This window comes from Sphingopyxis sp. JAI128, from assembly GCF_014207235.1.
Lineage (GTDB): Bacteria > Pseudomonadota > Alphaproteobacteria > Sphingomonadales > Sphingomonadaceae > Sphingopyxis.
Window position 1 is genome coordinate 358,451 of record NZ_JACHDA010000002.1, and the last position, 24,257, is coordinate 382,707.

A 24,257-nucleotide genomic window follows, 5' to 3' on the forward strand; every position below is an offset into this window, starting at 1 on the left:
CACGGAACCGGCACGCAAATATGGCGCGGCGCCTATCACGCAGGGGACTTGCGTGCAACCGGTCGTGCGCGCCCTTCCCCCTTGGCAAGCGCCGCCGAAATGGGAAGGATCGCACCCGGATCAAGGTCGCAACGTCCAACTTCGTCGCAACCCCGCCATCGCTGCTTGCATCGGCTGCCAAGGCGCGCTAGGGGCCTCGCCTGCCCAATCGGGCCGGTCGGGACGTAGCGCAGCCTGGTAGCGCATCACACTGGGGGTGTGGGGGTCGGAGGTTCGAATCCTCTCGTCCCGACCAATTTCCACCGCTTGCGGGGCGGTCCACACCGAAAGCGCAGGATCGATACCGGCAAGCATGCCGATCGTCGCCCCGGCTTTCCTCACCTTCATTCTTTCGGCCTGTTCGCCATGGATGGCCGCCGGCATCGTCCTGATGGGCGTTCTCCCCTGGCTCCCTGGCTGCTGCCCGCCGCGGCCGCGCGCACGCTCCGCGGGATCAGCCAGTTCGCTTCGAACAGCTGGCACTTCCTGCTCCACCGCCGCCAAATCGTCTGGCGGGTGCTGCTGCTATTCGGCATCGGCTCGGCCGGATCGCCCGCCTTCTTCTCCGCCGTCCGGTTCCAGCCGACGAAGGTCCTCGTCTTCCTCGGTTTCGGGCCGATGCCCATCCTCGCCCAGGCGATTCGAATCGCCTCTGGTTGAACGCGGCGCAAAGTTGCGGCCGGGCTCGTCCGGCCCGGCCGCGTCGCCGGTTACTCCGCCGGGTCGGGTGCGGGGCGCGCCTTGCGCATCGCCGCCAGTTCGGCCTTGTCGACCGCGCCATCGCCATTGGCATCGGCGCGCTTGATGAAAGCGTCAATCTTTTCCGGGCTTTTCAGGCTCGCGTCGCCGCGCCGCTCGGCCCGCATTTCCAACATCTTGCTAATTTCATCCCGGTCGAGCAGGCCGTCGCCATTGGCATCGATCATTGCGAACATCTGTCCGCCGTCCTTCGGCGGCTGTGCCGCGGCAAGCGTCGGCAGCGCAAGCGCGACCGCGGCGGCAATCAAAATTTCTGTCTTCACGTCCTGTCCTCTTCATGGTTCGGCGCATTCGCCGGGGCACCCCGACGCGGACATGGCGGCGCGATGTCGCAAAATTATCCCAATATAAAAGGCGTCACGGCCGCAGCACGACCTTCCCCACCACCTCGCGCCGTTCGAGCATCGCGAACCCCTCGCGCCAGTCGGCAAGGTCGAGCGCGGCATGGACATGCGGCCGGATCCGGCCCGCCGCCGCCAGCGCGTCGATCGCCGCGATATTCTCGGCGCCGCGCTCCGGAAAGCGGCGCCCATATTCGCCCGCGCGGACTCCGACGACCGAGAAACCCTTGATCAGCGGGATATTCACCGTGACGTCGGGAATGCGGCCCGAGGTGAAGCCGACCACAAGCAAACGCCCCCCGAAGGCGATACAGCGCGTCGACTCGTCGAACACATCGCCGCCGACCGGGTCGAAGATGACGTCGGCGCCCTTGCCCCCGGTCAGCGCTTTCACCTCTTCGCGGAATCCCGGTCCGGCCGCGATCACCGCATCGGGCGCGCACAGCCGCGCGACCGCCCCGCGCTTCTCCTCGCTGCTCGCCGCCGCGATCACGCGCGCGCCCAGCGCTTTCGCCAGGTCGACCGTCGCGAGCCCCACCCCGCCCGCCGCGCCATGGACGAGCAGCCACTCGCCGGGCTCGATCCGCGCACAGCGGACGAGCGCGACATAGGCGGTGAGGTACGCCACGGGATAAGCCGCCGCCTCATCCCAGCCCAGCGCGTCGGGCTTTGACCGCAGCGCACTCGCGGGAACCACGGCATATTCGGCCATCGCGCCGATGCGATTGCCGCCGACGACCGCGTCGCCCACCGTCCAGCCGGCCACACCCTCGCCCACGGCGTCGATTTGGCCGGCGAACTCCAGTCCCGACACGAACGGCAGCTCAGGCTTCAACTGATAGCTGCCGGAGGTCATCAGGAGGTCGGGGAAATTCACCGCCGCCGCGCGTACGCGCACGCGGACCTCGCCGGGGCCGGGGACGGGAACGGGCAGATCGGCCAGTCCCGCACCGCCATGATCGGGTAGCAACGCCCGCACCTGCAATGCCCGCATCACGAAAAGCCTTTCCTACAATATTCCAATATGGTTCGTTTCATTCGTTCAAAACACCAAAAGGAGCGAATCATGCCGAGACCCGACCCCCTCGCCAGCGACGCCGACGCGCTGATCGACGCCGTCATCGACCGCGAAGGCCGATATGTAAACCACCCCGCCGATCGCGGCGGCCCCACCTGCTGGGGGATCACCGAGGCCGTCGCGCGTGCGCAGGGTTATGCAGGCGACATGCGCGACCTGCCCCGCGCCGAGGCGGTATCGATCTACCGCCGCCTCTATTGGCTGCGCCCCGGTTTCGACCGTGTCGCGCTGCGCGCCCCGAAAATCGCAGCCGAACTCTTCGACACCGGCGTCAACATGGGCACAGCTACTGCGACGGGCTTCCTTCAGCGCGCGCTCAATGCGCTCAATCGCGCCGCGCGCGACTATCCCGACATCGCGGTAGACCGCGAGATCGGCCCGCGCACTTTGTCCGCGCTCGACGGCTTCATGAAGGCGCGCGGCAAGGGCGGCGAAGCCGTTCTGCTCCGCGCGATGGAGGCGCTGCAGGGCGAACGCTACATCGCGCTCGCCGAACGCCGCCCCAGCCAGGAGGCATTTCTCTACGGCTGGCTCGCGAACCGCATCGGCCATGACTGACGCGTCGCGGCGCGCCATTGGGCTGACCTTTACTGACCTTTGACCACGCAGGAGACACCCGAATGAGCATCATCGAAGGCCTGATCGGCCCGATTGCCAAGCTGATCGACAAGATCATCCCCGACCCCGAAGCGCGCGATCGCGCCAAACTCGAACTCCTTAAAATGGAGGGTGGCCAGGAAATGGAAGCTATCCGCACGCGGATGACCGCGATCGTTGCCGAAGCGAACAGTGCCGACCCCTGGACCAGCCGCGCGCGGCCCAGCTTCCTTTACGTCATGTATGCGCTCTTGCTCTGGGCGATCCCGATGGGCCTGATCGCCGCCGCGCGCCCCGAAATGGCGAGGGGCATTGCGGAAGGGATGAACGCCTATCTCGCGGGCATCCCCGAACCGCTCTACGCGCTCTTCGGCACGGGGTACCTGGGGTATACGGCTGCGCGGGCTTGGGGGAAAGCGAAGGGGGTCGAGGGCTGAACGCTAATATCCCTACCCTTTAGGGGAGGGCAGCGAGACTTGGCGGCTTGCCGCCTAGTCGCGGCGGGTGGGGCCTGTCGGCCTTGCGCAGGGCCGACAGGCCCCACCCCAACCCCTCCCCTGAAGGGGAGGGGCTTTTACCCTTCCACCACCGCCGCCAAATTCGCGAGCGACGAATTCAATCCCGCCACATGATCCTTCGCCGATATCCCCGGCGGCACTTGATGCGCGTCGATCGTGACCAGCGTGCCGCCGCCCTGCCGCGACAGATACCAGTGCATCGCCATCGTCCCGGAAAAGCGCGGGTCGTCGGATTCGAACTCGACCTCCCACACGATCAGCCGCCCGTCATCGAGCGTCGGGATATAGACCTCCACGACATCGCTTTCGTCATCGCTTTTGGTCTCGACATCGGCGTCGTCGAACGTCAGCCGCATCAGGAAGCCACCGCCTGCGCTCAAATCGACATGCTCGAACGTGCCCGTCGCCCCCTCGGGCGGCAACCAGCGCGCCAGCTTGTCGGCGCTGGTGAAGGCCGCGAACACGTCGACCAGCGGCGCCGCGATCAGCCGCTCGGCATGATCGGTGCGCCGCGTTTTCTTCGTGGGTTTCAAGCGAGCGCGGCTTTCACCGCCGCGACCGCATCGTTCGCCGCGCCGCCGTCGGGACCGCCGCCCTGCGCCATGTCGGGACGCCCGCCGCCGCCCTGTCCGCCGAGCGCCGCGACCGCGGCTTTGACGAGGTCGACCGCACTATGGCTGCCCGTCTTGTCGTCGGTCACCCCGACCGCGACCGAGGCGCGGCCGTCGTTGACCGCGACGAGCATCGCGACGCCGCTGCCGACCTGCTTCTTGAGACCATCGACCGTGCCGCGCAATTCCTTGGGATCGAGCCCGTCGACGACCTGCGCCAGGAACGCGACATCGCCGACCTGCTCGACCGACGGCCCGGCCGCTGCTCCGCCGGCGCCGCCGCCAGAACCGCCAAGGGCCAAGGCCTTTTTCGCGTCGGCAAGCTCGCGCTCGGCTTTCTTGAGCTGCTCGGCGAGCGCCGCAACGCGCGCCGGAACATCGTCGGGCGAGGTCTTGAGCGCCGCGGCGGCCGCCTTCAGCGCCTCGTCGCGGCCATTGAGCCACTGGCGCGCCGCCTCGCCGGTCAGCGCCTCGATGCGCCGCACGCCCGAGGAAACCGCGCTCTCGCTCACGATCTTGAACAGCGCGATATCGCCCAATGCGCGGACATGCGTCCCACCGCAAAGCTCGACCGAATATGATTTGTCGTCGGCGGCGCCCATGCTGAGCACGCGCACTTCGTCGCCATATTTCTCGCCGAACAGCGCCAACGCCCCCGCCGCGACGGCGTCGTCGGGCGTCATCAGCCGGGTCGACACCGCGTCGTTGCCGCGGATCTGCGCATTCACATCGCTCTCGATCTCGGCAATCTCGTCGGCGGTCAGCGCCTTGGGATGCGAAAAGTCGAAGCGGAAGCGGTCTTCGGCGACCAGGCTGCCCTTTTGCGTCACATGCCCGCCAAGGCGATTGCGCAGCGCCGCGTGCAACAGATGCGTCGCGCTGTGATTGGCGCGGATCCGGTCGCGGCGTTCGGCATCGACGGTGAGCTGCACCGTGTCGCCGACCTTCAGCGTCCCGGCTTCGAGCTTCGCCTGATGCGTGTGCAGGCGGCCGAGCGGCTTGCCCGTATCGCTGACCGACGCCTTCGCGCCTTCCAGCGTCGCGATCGTCCCGGCGTCGCCCATCTGGCCGCCGCTCTCGCCATAGAAGGGCGTCTGGTTGGTCAGCACGACGACGACGTCGCCTGCCTTCGCCTCGTCGACGGGCTTGCCGTCCTTGACCAGACCGATCACGGTCGCCTCGCCCGCGGTCGAGGTATAGCCGGTGAATTCGGTGCTGCCGTTCGTCTCGGCAATATCGAACCAGATTTCGTCCGACGCCTTTTCGCCGCTGCCCTTCCACGCCGCGCGCGCCGCCGCCTTTTGCTGCGCCATCGCGGCGTCGAATCCCGCGCGGTCGACCGCGATATCCTGGGCGCGCAGCGCGTCTTCGGTCAGGTCATAGGGGAAGCCGTACGTGTCGTAGAGCTTGAATGCGACCTCACCCGCCAGCGTGTCGCCCCTGCCCATGCCGACGGTGGCCTCGTCGAGCAGCCTCAGCCCCTTGTCGAGCGTCTGACGGAACTTGGTCTCCTCGCGCTCGAGCGTCTCGGCGATCAGCGGTTGCGCGCGGATCAGCTCGGGATAGGCGGCGCCCATCTCCGCGGTCAGCGACGGCAGCAGCCGGTGCATCAGCGGATCTTTCGCGCCGAGCAGGTGCGCATGGCGCATCGCGCGGCGCATGATCCGGCGCAGCACATAACCGCGGCCCTCGTTCGACGGCAGCACGCCATCGGCGACGAGGAAGCTCGAAGCGCGAAGGTGATCGGCGATCACGCGGTGGCTCGCCTGGGTTGCGCCCTTGGCGGGCACGCCGGTCAGGTCGACCGACGCCGCAATCAGCGTCTTGAATGTGTCGGTGTCGTAATTGTCGTGGACGCCCTGCATCACCGCGGCGACGCGCTCGAGCCCCATGCCGGTGTCGATGCTCGGCCGCGGCAGGTCGACGCGCTCGCCGCCCGGCATTTGCTCATATTGCATGAACACGAGGTTCCAGATCTCGACGAAACGGTCGCCATCCTCTTCAGGCGAGCCCGGCGGGCCGCCCCAGATATGGTCGCCATGATCATAAAATATTTCGCTGCACGGCCCGCACGGCCCGGTGTCGCCCATCGACCAGAAATTGTCGCTCGTCGGGATGCGGATGATGCGCTCGTCGGGCAGGCCCGCGATCTTCTTCCACAGGTCGAACGCTTCGTCGTCGGTGTGATAGACGGTCGCGGTCAGCTTCTCGGGCGCGAGGCCCCACGTCTTGGTGATCAGCGTCCACGCATGATGGATCGCCTGTTCCTTGAAATAATCGCCGAAGGAAAAATTCCCCAGCATTTCAAAGAATGTATGGTGCCGCGCGGTGTAGCCTACATTGTCGAGATCGTTATGCTTGCCTCCCGCGCGCACGCATTTCTGCGCCGACACGGCAGTGCTGTAGGGGCGCTTCTCGAGCCCGGTGAAGACATTCTTGAACGGCACCATGCCCGCGTTGACGAACATCAGCGTCGGGTCGTTATACGGCACCAGCGGCGCCGACGGTTCGATATGATGGCCCGCCCCCCCGAAATAGTCGAGGAACGAACGGCGAATGTCGTTGGTCGATGTCATGCGCGCGATCTAGTGCGGAACGACGCGTTTCTCAAGCGCGATACGCGCGGGCCCTGCTCCGTCCTAGCGACGGGCAAAGCCGTTCGAGTTCCTCGTCGCTCATAGCCTCCTCGTCGATCAACCGCTGTGAAATATGACGGACGTCATATTGCGCGATCCGATATTTGCCCTCGCCGACGCGATAGACCAGCAGCCCGCCACAGGTTCCCGCACTTCCGGGGTGCGAGCTGAGGACTGCGAAATGGGCGTAGGCGCCGGGGTAGCTCGCATCCGGGGGATTGTTGAGCCAGTCGTCCAGCCGCGCCGTAAAGCTGCCTTCACCCGTCTGATGCATTTTCGCCTCGCGGCTGAACCGGTCCATGTCGTCGGCCGTCGCTTCAAGCTGCGGATCCATCATCGCAGCCAGCGCGCGCCCGTTGCCGGCGTCCAGATTGGTCAGAACCGCGCCACATATTGGGTCACGGCTGCCGTTTCGGCGGCGCTCGCTTTCCAGTCCGCCGGCAGCGGCTTATATGGATCGGTGGTAGGGCCGAAACAGGTAAAATTCTGCCCGAATTCCTTGATGATCGTGACCCCGCGTTCGACGTCGATCTGATTGTCGAATTAGAAACGACCGAACCGCGCGCTCAGCCGCCCGCATCGCTCTGCCGCGAGCACTTGATCCGTTCGATGACCGGCACCGTCGCGGCATAGCCGCGCCCGGGCACGGTCTCGGTCTTGAGCTAGGGTCCCTGCCAGCAAGATAGCCACGAGAAGCGTCGGCATAATCCGTGCCCCACCACTCTGCGCGGCGATTCGGTCCCGGCGCCCCTACCCGCATCCTGCGTAGCGGCGCATCGACCGACAAACCAAAATTCGATTGGGTTCACAAGGCCGTCGCTATCCCCTTGCCCAAATAACATGGCAGTTGCCGCAGCACATCGACCTTGGGGACGCCGTCCTCGATCAGGTCGGGCGGAACTTCGGACGTGTCGGTGCGCACGACGGTCCACCCGTCGGCGGGCGTCGCGCGATGGACGACAACATAGCCGCAGTCCATCGACCCGTCCGCCCGATCGCCCCGGAAGTCGAATGCGGCATAGAGCCCTGTCGGCTGCCCCGCCGGATCGACATACCAGCTCAGCCGCAACACCCGGATCGTGCCGTCGGCCCACAGCGTCGATCGTTTGCGCAGGTTCATTTCCCATTCGAGCCGCGGGCTCGATGCCTGAAGCGACAGGCGCAACATGGCATAGGCCGCATCATAATCGCGCCTTTCGAGCGCAAGCGTATATTGGGAAAACCGGTCGATCGCGCCTTCCTCATCCGATGGCGATGACTGAAAAGCAACGCCATCGGCCGTGACAATCTCGCGCTCGACCTCGGGCGCGAGGGTTGGCGGCGCCGCGGAGGCTGCCGGCACCGCGGCGATCAGGGCGGCACCCGCGAGCAACAGGCGACCTCGAAGCTCAATAGCCATAATAAGCGCCGCCCGTTTCGCGGGCGCGCCGCCATGCCGGACGATCGTGACAGGCGTTTACGAACGCCGCGAGTTTCGGATAGCGCGGCGCCATGCCCTGCATGATTGCGATTTCCGCGGGAAAGCTCAGCATGATGTCGGCGGCTGACAGGTCGTCGCCAATGAAATGCCCGCTCTTGCCGAGCCGGCTTTCCATATAGGCAAAATGCGCGTCCAGTTGCTGCGCGATGCGCGGCTCGATCGGAGCTGCGGCTTCGCCAAGCCTTGCGGTATATATCCGCAACAGGATCGGCGTCATCGCCGACCCTTCTGCGAAATGCAGCCATTCGAGGTGGCTGATATGGTCGTCGGTGCCGCGTTCGGGTACGAGATGGCCGCCGCCGTGCCGCTCGCAAAGATATTCGGTGATCGCGCCCGATTCGGTGATAACCCTGCCATTGTCCTCGATTACCGGCGACTTGCCGAGTGGGTGGACCGCGATCAGTTCCGGCGGCGCGAGATTGGTCCCGGGGTCGCGGTCATAATATTTGATTTCATATGCCGCACCGATCTCTTCGAGCAGCCAAAGAATACGCTGCGATCGGCTGTTGTTCAGATGATGGACGATCAGGCTCATGGGTTTTCTCCGGATCAGGGTCGATAAGGTCCGTTACGGTCGATCAGCGCTGCGAGTTCGCGGACCAGTTTGGCTCCGACGATCGCGGTAACGCCGCCGATGTCGCGGGCGGGATTGAGTTCGACGATGTCCGCGCCGATGATCGGCGCGGTCTGCTTGTGCAACACGGCAAGCAATTCGCGCACCGTCAGTCCGCCCGGTTCGGGATGGGCGACGCCGGGCGCTGCCGAAGGGTCCAGGCCGTCGAGGTCGATCGATATATAGAGCGGGCCGCCCAGAACCGGGACGCGGTCGGGCGAAAAATCGGCCATCGGCAAAATCTCGACCCCGAAACGCGCCGCTTGCTCGCGGCAATGATGATTGAGGGTGCGAATGCCGACCTGTACCAGCCGCTTCGCATGGCCAGCCTCGCAAATGCGGGCGAAGGGCGACGCGTGGCTGCGCGGGTTGCCGGCGAAATCATCGTAGAGATCAGGGTGCGCATCAATATGCAGGATCGTCACCGGCCCGTGGCAGGTCGCTGCCGCCTCGACGAGCGGAAAGGTGACGGCGTGGTCACCACCGAGGGCGATCGGAATTTCTCCATCTTCACGCACATAGGCGATGTGGCGGCGGATCATCGCATCGTCGTTGGCCGTGTCCTCGGTGAGTGGAAGGTCGCCGTCGTCGGTTACGCCGATGTCGGCGCCGATTTCGGGACCAAGCTCGCTCGCCATATTCCCGCGGTTGCTCCACAATGCGGCGCGGATCGCGGCGGGGCCTGCGGCGGCACCGCGTTCGTGGCTGCTGTTGATATCGGTGGGCAGGCCGAAGAGGCGGATCACGGGCATGGGCCGCTTGTAGTCGCTGGTCATGTCCGCGCAAGGATCAACGGCGGGCGGGCCGACCTGCTAGGGAGAGGGGAGCGCAGGTCAAAGGGGCTGGTGGCCCGCCGCCGTCGGCCGGCCGGTCCGAGCAAAGCGAACCGGCCGGATGGCTATCAAATGTCTTTATCGCCATCGTCGTCAGGACCAGCCATCATTTCCTCGGCCACCGCATCGGTGCGACCGCGGATCGCGGCTTCGAGCCGTTCCCGGAGTTCGGGGTTTTCGGTGAGGAAATTCTTCGCATTTTCGCGGCCCTGCCCGATGCGGATCGAATCATAGCTGAACCAGGCGCCCGATTTCTCGACCAATCCGGCCTTGACGCCGATGTCGAGAATCTCGCCGATCTTGGAAATGCCCTGCCCGTACATGATGTCGAATTCGACCTGCTTGAACGGCGGCGCAACCTTGTTCTTGACCACTTTCACGCGCGTCGTGTTGCCGACGATCTCGTCGCCATTCTTGATCTGGCCGGTGCGGCGGATGTCGAGACGAACCGAAGCATAGAATTTGAGCGCATTGCCGCCGGTCGTGGTTTCGGGATTACCGTACATCACGCCGATCTTCATGCGCAACTGGTTGATGAAAATGACCATGCAGCGCGAACGGCTGATCGACCCAGTGAGCTTGCGTAGCGACTGCGACATCAGGCGCGCCTGCAGACCGACATGGCTGTCGCCCATCTCTCCCTCGATTTCGGCGCGCGGGACCAGCGCGGCGACCGAATCGACGACGAGCACGTCGATCGCATTCGAGCGGACGAGCGTATCGACGATTTCCAGTGCCTGTTCGCCGGTGTCGGGTTGCGACACGATCAGTTCGTCGATGTTGACGCCTAGCTTGCGCGCATAGACAGGATCGAGCGCATGTTCGGCATCGACGAAGGCGACGGTGCCGCCGGTTTTCTGTGCCTCGGCGAGCGTGTGCAGCGCCAACGTCGTCTTGCCCGAGCTTTCGGGGCCGTAGATTTCGATGACGCGGCCGCGCGGCAGCCCGCCGACGCCGAGCGCAATGTCGAGGCCAAGCGAACCGGTCGAGATCGCTTCGACCTGCATGGCTTCCTTCGAGCCCAATTTCATCACCGAGCCCTTGCCGAACGCGCGATCGATCTGCGCGAGCGCGGCGTCGAGCGCCTTCTGCCTGTCTGTGTTGTTCACTGATTTCCCCGATTCGACGAGTGACAATTGTCCGGCCATTTGCCGTCCTTTCCAGCTCTAGAGCGACAGTAGAAGCATCGCAACGCCGGAACCATGTGCCACATTTGTTCTCACAGAACAAGAGGGGAACAAAATTATTCGGTCATACTCCCCTTCGGGGGGACGCCGATGCTTCATTGAGCCTCGAATTCTTCCAGTGCCGCCTCGATATCGCTGATTCTGAAAGGCTTGGTAATCAACTTGCGATGCGAATGTTCGGGCGGGATGACGTCTCCGCCGCCTGAGGTAAAGGCGAAGGGAATATTCTTGGCCGCAAGAGCATCCGCTACCGGCCAGCCCTTTTCGTCGCCTAGATTGATATCGACCAGCGCGCCCGCAAAGGGTTCGGCGGCGATGAAAGCCAGCGCCTCTTCATTGCTGGTCGCCTGCGCAGGTTCGGGAAGGTCGAGCGCGTCGAACATGTCGACAAGCATCATGCCGATCAGCACGTCGTCCTCAACGAGCAGGATGCGCCGCTCACCGGGCATCGGACGCTCGATGCGCTGCGTCGTCGAGCGCTGCCGATGTCGCCTCGGCCAGTTGTGCGACCGAAAAGGGTTTGGGCAGGAAGGCGACATGATCGATGTTGATCGACTGGCGGAGTTGCTCCTCGGCATAGCCCGACATGAACAGGACGGGCAGGTCGGGCCGCTTCGCGCGCATCGCCCGCACCATCGCCGGCCCGTCCATCGTCGGCATCACGACGTCGCTGATAATCAAATCGACCTTCTCCATCTGGGCGAATCGTTCGATCCCTTCCTCGCCCTGCGAGGCGGTGACGACATTGTAACCCGCCCGGGTGAGCGCGCGTTCCGCAACCGCGCGCACCATATCCTCGTCCTCGACGAGCAAGATCGTCCCGCTGCCCCACTGGCTCTTTTTCGGCTTGACCGGTGGCGGCACGGCGGCGGGCGCATCGCCCTCGACACGATGGACCGGCAGGTAGATCGAAAAGCTCGTCCCCTGCCCCGGCTTGCTGTCGGCAAAGATGAAACCCGCCGACTGCTTGATGATGCCGTAGACGGTTGAAAGCCCAAGCCCGGTGCCCTTGCCAACATCCTTTGTCGTGAAGAAAGGTTCGAAGATCTTTGGCAGCACGTCGGCGGGTATTCCCGTACCGGTGTCGCTGACCTTCAATGCGCAATAATCGGCTGGCGGCATGAATTCATTGCCCATTTGCCGGACTTCCGCCGACGATACCGGATAGGTTTCGATCGTCAGGGTCCCCCCACCTGGCATTGCATCGCGCGCATTGACAGCCAGATTGATAATGACCTGTTCGAGTTGTCCGGGGTCGGCGCGCACCGCGCCGAGCCCGCGGCCATGATGCACCGATAGCTGGATCGTCTCGCCAATCAGGCGCTTCAAGAGGTGCGACACCTCCGAAATCACGTCGGGCAGCTGCAAAATTTGCGGGCGCAGCGTCTGTTGCCGCGAAAAGGCGAGCAATTGCCGCGTCAGGCTGGCGGCACGATTGGCGTTGCTGCGAATCTGCTGGATATCGTCATAGTCGCTGTCGCCGGGTGTATGGCGCATCAACATCAGGTCGCAGGCACCGAGCACCGCGGTCAGGATATTGTTGAAATCATGCGCCACACCGCCGGCGAGCTGGCCGACCGCCTGCATTTTCGAGGCTTGCGCGACCTGCCGCTTGAGGCGCGACTCCTCGCTCGAATCCTTGAGGCTCAGCAGCACCGCTGCTTCGCCGAGCCCCCGCACCCCGACAACGCGCATCGATACCGCCTCGCCGCTTTGCGCCGCGAGACGGATCGACATATCGCCGCCCACCTGTTGGCCGCTGCTGTGGCGCCGGATCATATCGGCCAGCGCGCCCTTGTCCTCGGCGACGACGATATCGCCGGGATAGCGCGGCATTTTTCCTTCACCCAGATTCGCCGCGCGCACGAACGCCCGGTTCATGTAGAGGAATCGCCCGTCGCGATCGACCATCGCGAGGCCGAAGGGGAGAAGCGATAACAGGGTTTCGACATAGGTTTGCGCCGTGCCGCGATCCGCCGGCCCCATCTCTTCGTCGAGCATCGCGAGCAGCATCGGCGCGTTCGCATCGGCGGGCGCGAGCGGAATCTGGATCATCCTCACCGGCGTCGCCCGATCGCCTTCGCGCGCGAAATAGAGCGCCCCGCCGTCGTCGAGGCGAATCATCGGCGCTACGTCGCGGCCCGCATAATGACGCGCATCGTCTTCGCCCAGCGCACGAAGCAGGAAGGCTTGGTTGGCGACGCGCAGCCGCCCTTCAGCGCTGACGAGCGCCGCCATCACCCCGGCATGGCCCAGCGTGCGTCCAGCCGGTCCATCGAGATGGCGGGCGATTTCGGACACGAGATCGAGTCGTTCGACCGCCGAGAAGCGCCAAACAAGATAATCTTCGGCCTGTCCGGCGCGGGTCACCTGCGCGCGAAGCTGTAGCGGGCCGACCGCGATATCATCCGCGCGGCCCTCGCCATCGCGCCAGGCGTCGCGCCCTGCATTTTTGAGGATATCGCCGCCGCGCCCTTCGAGCGGCAGCCCCGGCGGCGTGACGAAACCCCCCATCCATGTGCCAAACAGGTCATTGGCGCACACCATGCGCCCGGCGCGATCGGTGATCGCGATCGCGACATCGTCGTGGCTGACCGCCTGGCGCAGCATCGTCCAGTCCGTCGCCGCCGCCTCGCCGGCGACCGTCGCGGGAAAGAGCCGCCGCGCGAGCAGCACGCCGCCGGCCGCGACGGCCAGACCGGCCAAAAATCCTGCGGCAAGGACGATATTTCCTGTCGCCCAGAACAGGAGCGCGACCGAAAGCAGCGCGAGTCCGCCGAGCAAAGCCATGTCGGCCCGCGACAGGCCCGTCGGCGCCGACAAGGGACCGGCGGCGCCCGCCCCCCTGATGAATTCACCATCAGCGGAGGGCAGGCTGTGCGCGGTCAATTGACAGTCTTTCTATCGGTGCATCACCAGATGCGGACACGGTCCTTGGGCGCCAGATAGAGTTTCTGGCCTTCCTTGATCTGATAGGCCTTATACCAAGGGTCAAGGTTGCGCGAGACCCAAGTCCGCTGGATCGAGGGCGAATGCGGGTCGGTCGTGATGCGCTGCGACAGATTCTGCTCACGATAGTTGCGGCGCCACACCTGTGCCCAGCCGAGGAAGAAGCGCTGATCGCCCGTCAGCCCGTCGATCACCGGGGCTTCCTTGCCGCCCAGCGACGCCTTGTACGCGTCATAGGCGACGGTCAGACCCGCGAGGTCGCCGATATTCTCGCCCAGTGTGAATTTGCCGTCGAGATGTTCGCCGGGCAGGACCTCGTAAGCGTTATACTGCGCGATCAATGCTTCGCCCGCGGCCTCGAACGCCTCGACGTCCTCCGCCGTCCACCAGTCGGCAAGCTTGCCCGTTTCGTCATATTTCGCGCCTTGGTCGTCGAAATGATGGCTGACCTCGTGACCGATGACAGCGCCGATGCCGCCATAGTTGACCGCCGGGTCGGCATGCGGATCGAAGAAAGGCGGCTGCAGGATTGCGGCGGGGAAGACGATCTCGTTCATGCCGAAATTGGCATAGGCGTTGATCGTCATCGGGGTCATGAACCATTCCCAGCGACGGATTGGTCCCCCGAGATGACCGATATTGTCGTCATGCGCGAACTGATTCGACCGCAGCGCATTGCCGAACAGGTCGTCGGCGCGAATTTCGAGCTTGCTATAGTCTTTCCACTGGTCGGGGTAGCCGATCTTGGTGGTGAAATTCGCCAGCTTCTCGCGCGCTTTAACCTTGGTTTGCGGCTGCATCCACGTCAGGCCGTCGATGCGGCGCCCCATCGCGTCGAGGACATTCTTTACGAGCGTGTCCATCGCTGCCTTGGTTTCGGGCGGGAAATATTTCGCGACATAATCCTTGCCGACCGCATCGCCGAGATTGCCGGTGGTAAAGTCGACCGCGCGCTTCCAGCGCTCTTCCATCTGCGGCGTGCCCGACAGGGCGGTGCTGTAGAAGGAGAAGGTTTCCTGCGCGACGGCGTCGGGCAGGACGCCCGAAAAGCTGTCGAGGCTGCGCACGATCAGCATATCGCGGACCACCGCGATCGGCGCTTCGGCGAGCAGCTTGGCCTCGCCCGTGAAGGCGCTTGGCTGCGACACGATCAGGGAGTCCTCCTGGACCCCGATCCCACGGATGAAGGTCAGCCAGTCGAAACCGGGCGCGGTCTTGGCGAGTTCGGCGACGGTCATCTTGTTATAGGCCTTGGTGGCGTCGCTGCTGTCGTTCTTGTCCCAATGGACCATCGCGACCTGCTTTTCGAAGTCGTAGATCGCCTTGGCCCGCGCCGCCGCGCCCGTTTCGCCCGCCAGCGTCAGGACATTTTCGAGATGCTTGAGGTACGCCGCCTGCAGCGCGGTGTTCCGCTCATTGTCCTTCAGGTAGAAATCGCGGTCGGGCATGCCGATCCCGCCCTGGAAGATGATGTAGATATAGGCATCGGGATTCTTGTCGTCCTGTCCGACATAGCCGCCGAAGAAATGCGACACGCCGCTGCGGTCGGCTTCGGCGAGCAGCGCCGCAAGACCCGGTTTTTCGACGGAGCGGATCTTGTTCAGCCACGGTTGGATCGGCGCGAGTCCCTTCGCCTCGACCGTCGCACTGTCGAGATAGGAGGCATAAGCACGGCCGATCATGCTGTCCGGGTCACCCTTGGCCGCGTCGAGGATTTCGCGCGTGCGCGTCTGCGACAGGTCGTTGAGCGCCGTGAACATGCCATAGTTCGACTTGTCGGCCGGAATCTGAGTGTTTTTGGCCCAGGTGCCGTTGGCATAGGCATAGAAATCGTCGCCCGGCTGAACGCTCTTGTCCATGCCTGCCTGATCGAAACCGAAATCGCCGATGACGGGCTTTGCCGCGTTTTCAGCGGCGGGCGCCGCGGCGGCATCCTCCTTGGCCGCGACAGGAGCCGCAAGCAGCAGAGCGCCGAGCGCGGCGGTCGCGAGCAGACGCGAAGACATATGCGAAGCTTTCATGATATTCCCCGATTTCAATATGAAGCGGCAGCCCGCACCGCGCTGGCGCAACGCGAACCGACGATGCAACAGCTATACGCCTGCCTGTCGGCGGTTCAACCGGCAGCTTTGTCGCTCGTCGATGCCTCAAGTCGTTGATCGCGCGCGCGGCGAATCTTGCGACGCCAACGCAGGCGAATCCAATTGTCCCAGATCACCGAGGCGAGGAGGTAGCCGATAACTGCCGAGGCGACCGAAATCACGAATAGCCCGGCAAGCCCGCCGAGCAGCGCAGCACCCGCGTTGGCGGTGAACCAGTGCCACCATTCAACCAGCGATGCGCCCTCGTCGTAGAGGATGTAGAGGTTGGACACATTGGTGTGCATGCCGAACAGCGCACTGCCCAGCCACACCGACGCCGCGAGGATCAACGGCGTCGTCACCGGGTTGGACAGGAAGGTCATCGTCGCACCGATCGGGATGTTGGCGCGAAAGGGCAGCGCGAGCAGCGCGACGCCGAGGATCTGGACACCCGGAATTAAGAAAAAAATGCCGACGAACAGCCCCAGCGCAGTGCCCCGCCGCACCGAGGTCCGCGTGAAACGCCACAAATGGCTATGCGCAACCCTGTGAGCAAAGGGCTTGATGAAGCGGCTTTCGAGCAATTCCTCGCGCGTCGGCGAGTTGCGGCGGATCCAGTTCATGACCGTCGCCTTGTCACGAGAGTTGCCGCCGCTCATCCGCGGTCTTTCAGCAGGCGCTGCTTGTCGCGCTTCCAGTCGCGTTCCTTGATTGACTCGCGCTTGTCGTGTGCCTTCTTGCCCTTGGCGAGCGCAAGTTCGACCTTGGCGCGGCCGCGGCTGTTGAAATAGACGGAGAGCGGGACGAGCGTCATCCCCTGGCGCATCACACCCGCGTGCAACTTGTTGATCTCCCGCCAGTTAAGCAAGAGCTTGCGCGGGCGCTTCGGCTCGTGGTTGAAACGGTTACCATGACTGAACTCGGGGATGTTGGCGTTGATCAGCCACACTTCGCCGCCCGTCACTTCGGCATAGCTTTCGGCGATCGTCCCTTCGCCGAAACGCAGCGACTTCACCTCGGTTCCCTGCAGAGCAATGCCCGCCTCGAACACCTGTTCGATGGCATAGTCGAAGCGCGCGCGCCTGTTTTCGGCGACGATCTTCTTCTTGTCGAATTCGGCGGCGGACTGCGGGCGGGCCATGACGAAAGCTCAGATAACTCCAGCCGCGGACAATGCGGCGTCGACGGCGGCGCGCGAGGGTTCGTTCGCCGGAATGATAGGTAGGCGCACGTCAGGCGAAAACCAGTCATGGATGCGCGACAGCGCATATTTCACTGGCCCGGGCGAGGTGTCGGAGAACATCGCCCTGTGCAGGTCGAACAGGCGGTCGTGCAGCAGTAGCGCACGCGCCCAGTCCCCTGCTGCGGCCGCTGCGGCGAAATCGGCGCAAAGGCGCGGCGCGACGTTCGCGGTGACCGAGATGCAGCCGACCCCGCCCAGCACCGCGTGCGGCAGCCAGAGGTCGTCGTTCCCGCTGAGTTGGCAGAAATCGTTGCCGGCACCGGCGCGATGGATCGTCACGCGCGCGAGGTCGCCGCTCGCATCCTTCGTCGCGACAACGGTCGGGATTTCGGCGAGCCTGCACATCGTTTCGGCGCTGATGTCGGCGACGGTGCGGCCGGGGACATTGTAGACGACGATCGGCAGGTCGCTGGCGTCGGCGAGCGCCTTGTAATGCGCGATCAGCCCTTCCTGGCTCGGCTTGTTGTAATAGGGCGCGACGACTAATGCCGCCGCCGCGCCGGCGGCCTGCGCATGCCGCATGTGGCGGATCGCGGTCGCGGTGTCGTTCGACCCGCAACCGGCGATCACGGGCACGCGACCCGCCGCCGCCTCGATGCAGGTGTCGATGACACGATAATGTTCGTCGAAGCCGAGCGTCGGGCTTTCGCCGGTCGTGCCGCAGGGCACCAGCGCGCTGGTGCCTTCCTTGATTTGCCAATCGACGAGGCGCGCGAAGGCCGGGGCATCGAACGCCCCATCGCGAAATGGCGTCACCAAGGCGGGAATCGACCCCGAAAACATGCTCCGCTCCTTTACAAAAACACGCCCCGACCGGTAGAGTCCCGTCGGCGGGCCGCTAATGGACGCCTATTCAGCGCCCCGCAAGGAGTTTGGCATTAGCATGGCCGCTATGATCTCGCTGCCCCATATTTCCCGTCTCGCGCTCGCCGCGGCCCTTCTCATTCCGACCGCTGTCCATGCCAGCGAACTCACCCCCGAACAAATGGCCTGGTACCGCGCCCAGATGGGCCTGGCATCGGCTTCGGGCGCACCGCCGGCCACGAATTCAGTCGGCGACGCAGTGATGGAGTGGCGCCGGCTCACTGCCAATAGCGGCGCATCGTTCGACCAGCTCTCGCGCTTCCTGATGGCGAACAGGGACTGGCCCGACGCCGACAAGATGCGCAGCCGCGCCGAAAAGGCGATTTCGCTCGACAGCTACGACCCCGCGCGCACGCTCGCCTATTTCCAAGCTTATCCGCCGCAAACGGCGAGCGGCCATTTGCGCTATGCGCTCGCGCTCAATGCGACGGGGCGGCGCGACGAGGCCAATGCAGCCGTTCGCCGCGCGTGGACGGGCGGAATGCTCGACGATTATGAGACCAGCCGCGCGCTGAGCCTGTTTCCCGGCGCGATCACGCCCGCCGATCATGATGCACGCATGGACCGCCTGCTCTGGTCGGGCGCGACCGCAGCCGCGAGCCGTCAACTCGCCTTTACCTCGCCCGAAAAGCGGGCGGTGTTCGCAGCGCGGCTCGCGATGCGGAGCGGCGCGGTCGATGCGGCTTTTCAGGCCTCGGCGGTCGAAAGCGCCAACCCGTCCCTGATCCGCAGCGACGCTGGCTATATCACCGATAAGGCAACGTGGCTGCGCAAGGCCGGCCGCGTTGGCGAAGCGCGCGCGCTGCTCGCCGCGCCGCGATCGCTCGCGAAGGCGCCGACCGATGCCGAAGAATGGCTGGAAACGCTGCTTACCAACGCGCGCCTCGCCGACGCCGGCGGCGACAAGACGACCGCCTATCATATCGCGCGCCAGCTCGACGATGCGCTTCCCGCCGGTACCGTCGTCCGCGAAACACCGCTGGGCGTGCGCGACGATTATACCTCGCTCGCCTGGCTCGCTGGGCAACTCGCGCTCAAGGATCTGGGCCGCCCGGCGGAGGCGGCGAAGCTGTATCGCGCCTATGGCGAAGCGGCGCGTTCGGCGCAGACGCGGACCAAGGGATTTTACTGGGCGGGCCGTGCCGCGCTCGCCGCCGGCGACCGCGCGGCGGCGAACGCCCATTTCGCCGATGCCGCGCAGCATTATGATCAATTCTACGGCCAGTTGTCGCTCGAACGGCTGAACCGCCCGCAGCCCAGGCCGACCCCCAATCCGACCATCGAGGTTAGCAACGAGGCGCGCCGCGATTTCGAGGACGACCGCCTCGTCCGCGCCGCGCGCGCGCTCGGCGAAATCGGCGCGTGGCGCGAACAGTCGCTGTTCCTGCGCGCGCTGGCGCAAAAGGCGACATCGCCCGCCGACCATGTGTTGGCCGGGCAGCTTGCCAAGCAGATCGGTCGCCCCGACCTCGGCGTGATGATTGGCCGCAGCGCGCAAGCGAACAGCCTCGACGCGGTAGAAGTCTCGGGCTTTCCGACGGTGCGCGTCCCAGCGGGGCATGAAAGCAACTGGACCTTCATCCATGCGATCACGCGGCAGGAAAGCCAGTTCGACCGCGCCGCGATCAGCCACGCCGGTGCGCGCGGCATGATGCAGTTGATGCCCGGCACCGCGCGCGAAGTCGCGGGTAAGCTGGGGATGAGCTATGACGCCGGATCGCTGACGACCGACACCAATTACAACATGATGCTGGGATCGACCTATTTCCAGCAGATGCTCCGCTATTATGGCGGCAGCTACCCGCTGGCGGTCGCGGCCTATAACGCCGGGCCCGGCAATGTGAACAAATGGCTGCGCGCCAACGGCGATCCCCGCACCGGATCGATCGAGATGCTCGACTGGATCGAGGCGATCCCGATTTTCGAAACGAAAAATTATGTGCAGCGCGTGCTCGAGAACGCCGTCGTTTACGACACGCTGCGTGAAGGCGGCGCGGCGCGGGCGCAGGCGCCGCTGAGCTTCTATCTCGGCAAACGCACGCCCGGCTGAGATCATATGGCGGGGGAAAAGACGAATATTATCAGCCCGGCGGGTTATGCCGCGCTGCGCGCCGAATATGACGCGCTGCTCGGCGACGAACGCCCCAAGCTCGTCGACGTGATCAGCTGGGCGGCGGGCAATGGCGACCGCAGCGAGAATGGCGATTATATCTATGGTCGCAAGCGGCTGCGCGAGATCGACCGGCGACTGGGTTTCCTCGCCCGCCGCATGAAGGCGGCGCGCGTCGTCGATCCGGCCGACCAGCCCGACAAGAGCCGCATCTGGTTCGGCGCCACGATCGAACTGGCGGGCGATGACGACGCGCGCCGCATCGTCACGCTGGTGGGCGACGACGAAGCCGACGCGGGCGCCGGCCGGATCGGCTGGAACAGCCCCCTCGCCCGCGCGCTGCGCGGCGCCGCGATCGGCGACCTGCGCACGGTGCAGCTTCCCGCCGGACCCAAGGAATGGGAAGTGATAGCGGTCAGCTATCCCTGACCGTCATTCGCCGATTCCCGCGACCAGATCGCGCTGGTCCTGCCTGAGTTCGGGCAGGTCCCGCGCCAGCCGCGCCCAATGCGCCGCCTCCTTCGGATCCGCCGCAACACCCTCGCCCTTTGCATAGGCATGCGCGAGGAGCGCGCGCGACCCCGCGAAGCCCGCCCGCGCCGCGATCGCGCAATCCTCAGCGCCGCCGGTCAGCCGCTTGCCGTCGAATTGCGCCTCGCAGAGCCAGTGATTGCCTTCGGGATTGCCCGCGTCGGCGAGTTCGCGCAGCCGCGCCATGTTCGCCGCGCGCAGGTCCGGGAAATGGGTAAGCGCGAACATGGCGGCGGGATGCCCCTGCGCCGCCGCCTCGGCATACAGCGTTCGCGATGCGGCGAAATCGGGCGGGCCGAAGCTGCCCCGGGCGAGATGATAGGCAAGATGCGTCTTGGCCTTCGAGAAACCCGCATCGGAGGCGGCGCGATAGAGGGTCTGCGCCCGCGCCTTGTCCGCCGCCGACGGGTCCGAGCCAAGAAGCAGATAGGCCAATTCGGTCTGCCCCGCCGGGAAACCCTGTTCGGCGGACCGTTCAAGATAGGCGCGCGCGCGCGCCATATCCTGTTTCACGCCGACGCCCAGCGAGAACATATAGCCGGCCAGCTGCTGCGCGAGAGGATGCCCGCCATCGGCCAGCGCTACCAACTCGCCGGCCCGATGGCGCGAAAGGACGTCGGCGATCAGCAAGGGTTCGTCCTCGATCGCCAGGCGGTCGAGCCCAATACCGCCGAGCGGATCGATCACTGGCGTGGCGGCACCGCGGGTTGTACCGGCCGGGGATGCGGCAGACGCCGCCGGGGTCGGCAAGGCCGCGACCGCGGCCGCGGGCAATTCAGGCGGTGCGACCAGATAAAAATCGTCGAACCAGCTGCCGTAGTGAAAGGGTTGCTGCGGCCCCAGGTCCATATCGTGCGTTCGCCGATACACCTCGCGCGCGACGACCTTGAAATAGTCGCCGATTTCGAGGCCGGGGATTGCGAGTTCCTTGACCACTGCCGCCGCGAAGGGGCTGACCGGCGAACCGACGGGCGCGAAATCGAGCGCCGGGCGCCCCTTTGCCGTCGAATAGAAGACCGCCCCTTGTCCGATGTCCAGAAGGCCGAGCGGCGCCGACCCCGCATCGCCCCGTGCGACATCGGCATCCTCGATCCGCACCACAGGATCGGCGGTGCGGCAGGCATCGACGAACACCAAAGTGAAAGCGCCGTCGGGCACCACGCGCCGGACCGCCGCCTCGATCGACAAATAGCGTTTTTCGACATCGGCGCGGCGCGCGGCCGGCGGCGCGTCCATCGGCACCAGCCAATTGCGCCCGCCATATTCGAAGCCATGCCCGGCATAATAGAGGATGACCGATTTCGCGCCCGCCGCCTCGGCGGCAAAACGCGTCAGTGCGGCGTCGAGCGATGCCATATCGGCATTACGTACGATCCGCGGCGCGATGCCGGCCTTGGCGAAGGCATCGCAGACATGGTCGATGTCGTTCACGGCGTTTTTCAGCGAGGGCCATTCCCAGTCGTTATACGCGCTGTTGCCGATGAGCAGGGCCACGCGGTCGCCGCGCAGCGGCGCGGTGCCGCAAGTGCCCACCGGCGGGTCTGCCATCGCCGGCGGCGCAAGACCCAAAAGCGCCGCACCCAGCGCACCGATCCGCCACGATTTCCCCACGCGCCGCGCCCCCCTGGCTTATCGTCAGATTCGCGCGAACAATGGCGGAAATCTGCGCAACTTCACTCCGGATTCGCATCATTGCAACATCCGTCGACCCCGCGGGCAAAGCTAGGTCCGCGGAATGATGTAGGAAAGGGGAAATTGGCTAGAGCGCGATCGCTGGCGGTGGCAGCGCGATACGATCGCCGCCGGTCCAGGCAGGCGGCACGACTATCCTCATGGAGGAGACCCCAAGCGCCGAATAGGAACTTGTCCGCCTGACCCGGCCCAAATGAACAGCGTTCAGGGCTGCAACAGGGCCGGAACGATCCAGATCGCGGACAGAACGACAATCACTGCGGCCAGCGAAAAAGCCAGCACATAGCGGACATTATGCCCTTTGACCCCACCGCTCGCTTCGGTTTCGTCCACTTCGACATGATCGTCGACGACTTTCATCGCGTGTCTCCCTTCTGCTTTGCTTCAGAACGCAGTCCCTTGGCGCGCGGTTCCCGCGCCGGCGTTGGGGAGAGGATGCCAGAGGGTCTGTAAGCCGGGTTCTGTCCACCCCTTCGGGGATAGGCGATCATTCCTCTAGGCGTCCGGTTACCCGAACGCTCAAGCAGTCAACCCGGACGGCTGGGCCGGAATCCGCCCCGAATTGCCCCCGAAGAAGCGAACTCGCGCCGTCCCTATTCGACCTTGCTCCCGGTGGGGTTTGCCATGCCGCGTCCGTTACCGTCCGCGCGGTGCGCTCTTACCGCACCCTTTCACCTTTCGCCGGGCCGAAGCCTTTGGCGGTCTGCTCTCTGTGGCACTTTCCCTGACTCCGGTTTCCCGGAGCCGCCGGACGTTATCCGGCACCGCGATTTCCGTGGAGCCCGGACTTTCCTCCCCTTCCTCGCGAAAGCGGCGATCGCCCGACCCTCTGGCCGGTCGAGTATAGCAATGTTGCAAGCATTGTGCGAGCGCAACGAACGCGCTTGCGATTTGTCGCAAAGCCCCACCAAACCGGCCGCGATGCCGTTCAGGAGTGAAGAATGACGCCTCCCCGCCCATCCGTGATGAATCGCCGATCCTTCCTTGCCACCGGCGCCGCCATCGCCGCCGCGCATGGTCTGGGCGCCCATGCCACCGCGAAGCCGCCAGTGATGATCGACGGCCTCAGCTTCCTGCCCGACAACCTCGCCGAGCTTCGCGCGGCAGGTCTTGGCGGTATGATCTGCGACATTTCGGAAATCGAGGAGGTGCGCGACGCGGACAATGTTCCCCGCTATTTGCGAACCTATGAAAAATGCAGCGCGGCGCTCGATGCAGCCATTGAACGGCTTGCGACCCGGCCGGAGGCGTTCGTCGCGCTCAAAGGATCGGACATCAGCTCGCGCCCCGGCTGCGCGACCTTCCTGCAATTCCAGTCATGCGAACCCGTAGGCACCGACCTGGCGCGGATCGCGGACTTCCATCGCCGCGGCCTGCGCGTCCTGCAATTCACCCATCACAACAACAATCTCTTTGCCGGTGGCGCGCTCGAGCGCGAATGGAGCGGATTGACGCCGCTCGGCATCGAGGGGCTGGCCGAGATGAACCGTGTCGGTATCGTTCCCGATGTTTCACACGGGTCGGAACCGACGATGCTGGCGGTCGCGCGGCGCAGCACGACTCCGATCCTGCTGTCGCACGGGGCGTGCAAGGCGATCGTCGACCACCCCCGCTGCGCCTCGGACACCGTGATCCGCGCGATCGCCGACAAGGGCGGCATGATGGGCATTTTCATGATGAGCTTCTGGCTGACACGCGACCCGGTCCCGACGGTCGATCATTTGATCGCGCAAATTCGCCATGTCGCGAATGTCGCGGGTATCGAAGCGGTCGGAATTTCGAACGATTTCCCGATGGCGGGCCAGACCAACCTCGTTGCGCTGAAGAACGACAACGCCGCGGGTGTGCAAGAATATCTGTCCTGGTGGCAGGCGATGCGCGACCAGCAAATCGCCGGCTTCGATTGGACGCCCGAGCATGTTGTGATCCCCGAGCTCAACAATATCGGTCGCATGGCGACGATCGCCGCAGCGCTCGACAAGGCACGATTCGCACCCCGAGAGGTCGACAAGATCATGGGCGGGAACTGGCAGCGCGTACTGACCGACGTGCTGGGCTGAGGCAAAAGAAAGGGGCGGCCCCGCGAGGAGCCGCC

23 protein-coding genes, 1 tRNA gene and 1 other RNA gene are annotated in these 24,257 nt (G+C 65.0%); 7 read left to right on the forward strand and 18 right to left on the reverse strand.

Annotated elements, in window-relative coordinates; all coding sequences use genetic code 11:
* Window positions 1-218: 218 nt before the first annotated feature.
* Both HDC35_RS05695 and HDC35_RS05700 read left to right on the forward strand, forming a co-directional pair.
* Window positions 219-295 (forward strand) — tRNA-Pro (locus HDC35_RS05695).
* Window positions 296-405: 110 nt separating this feature from the next.
* Window positions 406-699 carry a hypothetical protein gene (locus HDC35_RS05700; RefSeq protein ID WP_184644561.1) on the forward strand — a complete coding sequence of 98 codons (294 nt, stop codon included), beginning with the start codon at window positions 406-408 and terminating at the stop codon, window positions 697-699.
* A gap of 50 nt (window positions 700-749) precedes the next feature.
* Here the strand turns inward: HDC35_RS05700 and HDC35_RS05705 are convergent, their stop codons facing one another.
* On the reverse strand, window positions 750-1,061 hold the full coding sequence (locus tag HDC35_RS05705; protein WP_184644563.1) for an EF-hand domain-containing protein: 312 nt from the start codon (window positions 1,059-1,061) through the stop codon (window positions 750-752).
* Window positions 1,062-1,155: 94 nt separating this feature from the next.
* Window positions 1,156-2,133 carry an NADPH:quinone oxidoreductase family protein gene (locus tag HDC35_RS05710; protein ID WP_184645223.1) on the reverse strand — a complete coding sequence of 326 codons (978 nt, stop codon included), beginning with the start codon at window positions 2,131-2,133 and terminating at the stop codon, window positions 1,156-1,158.
* 72 nt (window positions 2,134-2,205) lie between these two features.
* Here HDC35_RS05710 and HDC35_RS05715 point away from each other — a divergent pair, with 72 nt between their 5' ends.
* The gene (locus tag HDC35_RS05715; RefSeq protein ID WP_184644566.1) at window positions 2,206-2,775 is read left to right on the forward strand and encodes a glycoside hydrolase family 108 protein; all 570 of its coding nucleotides are present in this window, start codon (window positions 2,206-2,208) and stop codon (window positions 2,773-2,775) included.
* 62 nt (window positions 2,776-2,837) lie between these two features.
* Window positions 2,838-3,251, forward strand: a complete 414-nt coding sequence (locus HDC35_RS05720; RefSeq protein ID WP_184644568.1) for a holin family protein — start codon at window positions 2,838-2,840, stop codon at window positions 3,249-3,251.
* A gap of 137 nt (window positions 3,252-3,388) precedes the next feature.
* Here HDC35_RS05720 and HDC35_RS05725 read toward each other — a convergent pair whose 3' ends face one another.
* From HDC35_RS05725 to dapA, 13 genes are all read right to left on the reverse strand, one after another.
* Window positions 3,389-3,865 carry an SRPBCC family protein gene (locus HDC35_RS05725; protein ID WP_184644570.1) on the reverse strand — a complete coding sequence of 159 codons (477 nt, stop codon included), beginning with the start codon at window positions 3,863-3,865 and terminating at the stop codon, window positions 3,389-3,391.
* Window positions 3,862-6,519 carry an alanine--tRNA ligase gene (gene alaS / locus HDC35_RS05730; RefSeq protein ID WP_184644572.1) on the reverse strand — a complete coding sequence of 886 codons (2,658 nt, stop codon included), beginning with the start codon at window positions 6,517-6,519 and terminating at the stop codon, window positions 3,862-3,864. The genes HDC35_RS05725 and alaS overlap by 4 nt, the downstream gene beginning before the upstream one ends.
* 31 nt (window positions 6,520-6,550) lie before the next feature.
* Window positions 6,551-6,916, reverse strand: coding sequence for a hypothetical protein (locus HDC35_RS05735; RefSeq protein ID WP_184644574.1), 366 nt, complete (start codon window positions 6,914-6,916; stop codon window positions 6,551-6,553).
* 468 nt (window positions 6,917-7,384) lie between these two features.
* Window positions 7,385-7,978 carry a hypothetical protein gene (locus HDC35_RS05740; protein WP_184644576.1) on the reverse strand — a complete coding sequence of 198 codons (594 nt, stop codon included), beginning with the start codon at window positions 7,976-7,978 and terminating at the stop codon, window positions 7,385-7,387.
* Window positions 7,968-8,594 carry a glutathione S-transferase family protein gene (locus tag HDC35_RS05745; protein ID WP_184644578.1) on the reverse strand — a complete coding sequence of 209 codons (627 nt, stop codon included), beginning with the start codon at window positions 8,592-8,594 and terminating at the stop codon, window positions 7,968-7,970. The genes HDC35_RS05740 and HDC35_RS05745 overlap by 11 nt, the downstream gene beginning before the upstream one ends.
* 14 nt (window positions 8,595-8,608) lie before the next feature.
* Window positions 8,609-9,448, reverse strand: a complete 840-nt coding sequence (gene speB, locus HDC35_RS05750) for an agmatinase (RefSeq protein ID WP_260397550.1) — start codon at window positions 9,446-9,448, stop codon at window positions 8,609-8,611.
* A 125-nt stretch (window positions 9,449-9,573) separates the two neighbouring features.
* Window positions 9,574-10,653 carry a recombinase RecA gene (gene recA, locus HDC35_RS05755; protein ID WP_184644580.1) on the reverse strand — a complete coding sequence of 360 codons (1,080 nt, stop codon included), beginning with the start codon at window positions 10,651-10,653 and terminating at the stop codon, window positions 9,574-9,576.
* A 134-nt stretch (window positions 10,654-10,787) separates the two neighbouring features.
* A complete protein-coding gene (locus tag HDC35_RS05760; protein WP_184644582.1) occupies window positions 10,788-11,141 on the reverse strand; it encodes a response regulator in 354 nt (117 codons plus the stop codon).
* Window positions 11,131-13,482: a response regulator gene (locus HDC35_RS05765; protein ID WP_184645227.1), complete on the reverse strand. Its 2,352-nt coding sequence runs from the start codon at window positions 13,480-13,482 to the stop codon at window positions 11,131-11,133. The genes HDC35_RS05760 and HDC35_RS05765 overlap by 11 nt, the downstream gene beginning before the upstream one ends.
* A gap of 122 nt (window positions 13,483-13,604) precedes the next feature.
* Entirely contained in the window at window positions 13,605-15,647 is a 2,043-nt protein-coding gene (locus HDC35_RS05770; protein WP_184644585.1) for a M13 family metallopeptidase, read from the reverse strand.
* Window positions 15,648-15,757: 110 nt separating this feature from the next.
* Window positions 15,758-16,345, reverse strand: coding sequence for a DUF2062 domain-containing protein (locus tag HDC35_RS05775; RefSeq protein ID WP_311770722.1), 588 nt, complete (start codon window positions 16,343-16,345; stop codon window positions 15,758-15,760).
* A gap of 32 nt (window positions 16,346-16,377) precedes the next feature.
* Window positions 16,378-16,863, reverse strand: a complete 486-nt coding sequence (gene smpB, locus HDC35_RS05780) for an SsrA-binding protein SmpB (RefSeq protein ID WP_184644589.1) — start codon at window positions 16,861-16,863, stop codon at window positions 16,378-16,380.
* A gap of 9 nt (window positions 16,864-16,872) precedes the next feature.
* Window positions 16,873-17,748 carry a 4-hydroxy-tetrahydrodipicolinate synthase gene (gene dapA, locus HDC35_RS05785; protein WP_184644591.1) on the reverse strand — a complete coding sequence of 292 codons (876 nt, stop codon included), beginning with the start codon at window positions 17,746-17,748 and terminating at the stop codon, window positions 16,873-16,875.
* Between the two features lie 100 nt (window positions 17,749-17,848).
* On the opposite strand from dapA, the gene HDC35_RS05790 reads away from it, so the two are divergent.
* Window positions 17,849-19,879, forward strand: a complete 2,031-nt coding sequence (locus HDC35_RS05790) for a lytic transglycosylase domain-containing protein (protein WP_184644593.1) — start codon at window positions 17,849-17,851, stop codon at window positions 19,877-19,879.
* Between the two features lie 6 nt (window positions 19,880-19,885).
* Window positions 19,886-20,368: a transcription elongation factor GreB gene (greB, locus tag HDC35_RS05795; RefSeq protein ID WP_184644595.1), complete on the forward strand. Its 483-nt coding sequence runs from the start codon at window positions 19,886-19,888 to the stop codon at window positions 20,366-20,368.
* Between the two features lie 3 nt (window positions 20,369-20,371).
* Here the strand turns inward: greB and HDC35_RS05800 are convergent, their stop codons facing one another.
* The 3 genes from HDC35_RS05800 to rnpB form a co-directional block, all read right to left on the reverse strand.
* Window positions 20,372-22,081, reverse strand: coding sequence for a caspase family protein (locus tag HDC35_RS05800; protein WP_184644597.1), 1,710 nt, complete (start codon window positions 22,079-22,081; stop codon window positions 20,372-20,374).
* Window positions 22,082-22,366: 285 nt separating this feature from the next.
* Window positions 22,367-22,522, reverse strand: a complete 156-nt coding sequence (locus tag HDC35_RS05805; protein WP_184644599.1) for a hypothetical protein — start codon at window positions 22,520-22,522, stop codon at window positions 22,367-22,369.
* 74 nt (window positions 22,523-22,596) lie between these two features.
* Window positions 22,597-22,995, reverse strand: an RNA gene (rnpB, locus tag HDC35_RS05810) — RNase P RNA component class A.
* Window positions 22,996-23,103: 108 nt separating this feature from the next.
* Here rnpB and HDC35_RS05815 point away from each other — a divergent pair.
* Window positions 23,104-24,222 carry a membrane dipeptidase gene (locus HDC35_RS05815; protein WP_184644601.1) on the forward strand — a complete coding sequence of 373 codons (1,119 nt, stop codon included), beginning with the start codon at window positions 23,104-23,106 and terminating at the stop codon, window positions 24,220-24,222.
* The last annotated feature ends 35 nt before the right edge of the window (window positions 24,223-24,257 follow it).